The organism is Bradyrhizobium sp. 14AA, assembly GCF_054185205.1.
The window spans coordinates 1-2,953 of the sequence record NZ_JAVAYM010000065.1 but is presented as its reverse complement, the minus strand read 5'-3'; the positions used below and the strand labels follow the sequence as shown (position 1 = coordinate 2,953).

The 2,953-nt window shown below is 66.0% G+C and carries 2 protein-coding genes; both read left to right on the top strand.

What is annotated here, in order from left to right; translation table 11 throughout:
• Nucleotides 1-2: 2 nt before the first annotated feature.
• The gene (locus RAD15_RS43295) at nt 3-2,777 is read left to right on the top strand and encodes a hybrid sensor histidine kinase/response regulator (protein ID WP_458184776.1); all 2,775 of its coding nucleotides are present in this window, start codon (nt 3-5) and stop codon (nt 2,775-2,777) included.
• Nucleotides 2,778-2,798: 21 nt separating this feature from the next.
• Nucleotides 2,799-2,953: chemotaxis protein CheW (locus RAD15_RS43290; RefSeq protein ID WP_458184777.1), on the top strand; the 155-nt coding region annotated here is incomplete at its 3' end.

Genomic DNA, 2,953 nt, shown 5'->3' with positions numbered 1-2,953 from the left:
TCATGGATGATCTGTTGCGGGAGTTTTTGACGGAGACCAGCGAGAGCCTGGACACCGTCGACAATCAACTGGTGAAGTTCGAGCAGGAGCCGAACAACGCCAAGATCCTGGATAACATCTTCCGCCTGGTCCACACCATCAAGGGCACCTGCGGCTTCCTCGGCCTGCCGCGGCTCGAAGCGCTGGCGCATGCCGGCGAGACCCTGATGAGCAAATTCCGTGACGGCATGCCGGTGACGGGGCAGGCCGTGACGCTGATCCTGTCCTCGATCGATCGCATCAAGGAGATCCTCGCAGGCCTCGAGGCGACCGAAGCCGAGCCGGAAGGCAACGACCGCGATCTCATCGACAAGCTGGAAGCGATGGTCGAGCAGGGCATGGCCGCGATGGCGGCTGGAAGTGCTGCTCCTGTCGCGGAAGCCCCGCCGCTGGCGCCGGAAGCCCCCGCGGCTGCGCCCGCCAAAGAGATGACCTCTGGCACGCTGATCGACCAGACGCTGGAGCGCCCGCTGCGTCCGGGCGAAGTCTCGCTCGACGAGCTCGAGCGCGCCTTCCGCGAGACCTCGATCGAAGCGCCGGCGCCCGTTGCCAAGGCCCAACCCGCGCCGGCCGCTGAAGCCCCGGCCCCTGTCGCCGCCAAAGAGACAAAACCCGCCAAGGAGAAGGCGGCGCCGAAGAAGTCGATGGCCGACGAGAGCGTCAGCGAGGGCGACCGCGTCGCCAACCAGTCGATCCGCGTCAACGTGGATACGCTGGAGCATCTGATGACCATGGTCTCCGAGCTGGTGCTGACCCGCAACCAGCTCTTGGAGATCTCCCGCCGCAACGAGGACACCGAGTTCAAGGTGCCGTTGCAGCGCCTGTCCAACGTCACCGCCGAGCTGCAGGAAGGCGTCATGAAGACGCGCATGCAGCCGATCGGCAATGCCTGGCAGAAGCTGCCGCGCATCGTCCGCGACCTCTCGGGCGAACTCGGCAAGCAGATCGAGTTGGAGATGCACGGCGCCGACACCGAGCTCGACCGCCAGGTGCTCGATTTGATCAAGGATCCGCTCACCCACATGGTGCGCAACTCCGCCGACCATGGCCTGGAGACCCCGGCCGAGCGCACCGCGAATGGCAAGGGCGAGCAGGGCACCATCCGCCTGTCCGCCTATCACGAGGGCGGCCACATCATCATCTGCATCGCCGACAACGGCCGCGGCCTCAACACCGAGAAGATCAAGGCCAAGGCGATCTCCTCAGGTCTCGCCACCGAGGCCGAGCTCGAGAAGATGTCGGAGGCCCAGATCCACAAGTTCATCTTCGCGCCGGGCTTCTCGACCGCCGCCGCCATCACCTCGGTCTCCGGCCGCGGTGTCGGCATGGACGTGGTGCGCACCAATATCGACCAGATCGGCGGCACCATCGACATCAAGTCGGTGGCGGGTGAAGGTTCCTCCGTCACCATCAAGATCCCGCTGACCCTGGCCATCGTCTCGGCGCTGATCGTGGAGGCCGCCGGCGACCGCTTTGCGATCCCGCAGCTCTCGGTCGTCGAGCTGGTCCGTGCCCGCGCCAACTCCGAGCATCGCATCGAGCGCATCAAGGACACGGCTGTTCTCAGGTTGCGCAACAAGCTGCTGCCGCTGATCCATCTCAAGAAGCTGCTCAAGATCGACGACGGCGCGGCCTCTGATCCCGAGAACGGCTTCATCGTGGTGACGCAGGTCGGCAGCCAGACCTTTGGCATCGTGGTCGACGGCGTGTTCCACACCGAAGAAATCGTGGTCAAGCCGATGTCGACCAAGCTGCGTCACATCGACATGTTCTCCGGCAACACCATTCTGGGCGATGGCGCCGTCATCATGATCATCGACCCCAACGGCATTGCCAAGGCGCTCGGCGCCGCCGGCTCCTCGGCCCATGACATGGGCGACGAGAACGGCGCCCATCACATCGGCTCGGGCGAGCAGACCACTTCGCTGCTCGTGTTCCGCGCCGGCTCCAGCCAGCCCAAGGCGGTCCCGCTCGGGCTCGTCACGCGCCTCGAAGAGCTCCCCGCCGACAAGATCGAGTTCTCCAACGGCCGCTACATGGTGCAGTACCGCGAGCAGCTGATGCCGCTGGTCGCCATGGAGAGCGTCACCATCGCCTCGCAAGGCGCCCAGCCGATCCTGGTGTTCGCCGACGACGGCCGCTCCATGGGCCTCGTCGTCGACGAGATCATCGACATCGTCGAGGAACGGCTCAACATCGAGGTCGGCGGCTCCAGCCAGGGCATCCTTGGCTCGGCCGTGATCAAGGGCCAGGCCACCGAGGTGATCGACGTCGGCCACTTCCTGCCGATGGCGTTCTCGGACTGGTTCACCCGCAAGGAGATGAAGCCGTCGATGCACTCGCAGTCGGTGCTGCTGGTCGACGATTCTGCGTTCTTCCGCAACATGCTGGCGCCCGTCCTCAAGGCCGCCGGCTACCGCGTCCGCACCGCGCCGACCGCGCAGGAGGGCCTGGCTGCGCTGCGCGCGCAGAGCTTCGACGTCGTGCTGACCGACATCGAGATGCCCGACATGAACGGGTTCGAGTTCGCCGAGACCATTCGCTCGGACAACAATCTCGGCTCGATGCCGATCATCGGCCTCTCCGCGCTGGTGTCGCCGGCGGCGATCGAGCGCGGCCGCCAGGCCGGCTTCCACGACTATGTCGCCAAGTTCGACCGTCCGGGTCTGATCGCGGCGCTGAAGGAGCAGACCGCGGGCGCCGCCGGCGCCTCCGAGCTGAACCGGGCAGCGGCTTAAGCGGGACCAAGGAGACAAGCGATGAGCAACAAGACCCAGTCCACCGAAGGCGCCATGGTCGAATACGTCACCGCGATGATCGGCGGCCAGCTGTTCGGCCTGCCGATCTCCCGCGTCCAGGACGTGTTCATGCCCGAGCGCGTCACCCGCGTGCCGCTGGCCTCGCGCGAGATCGC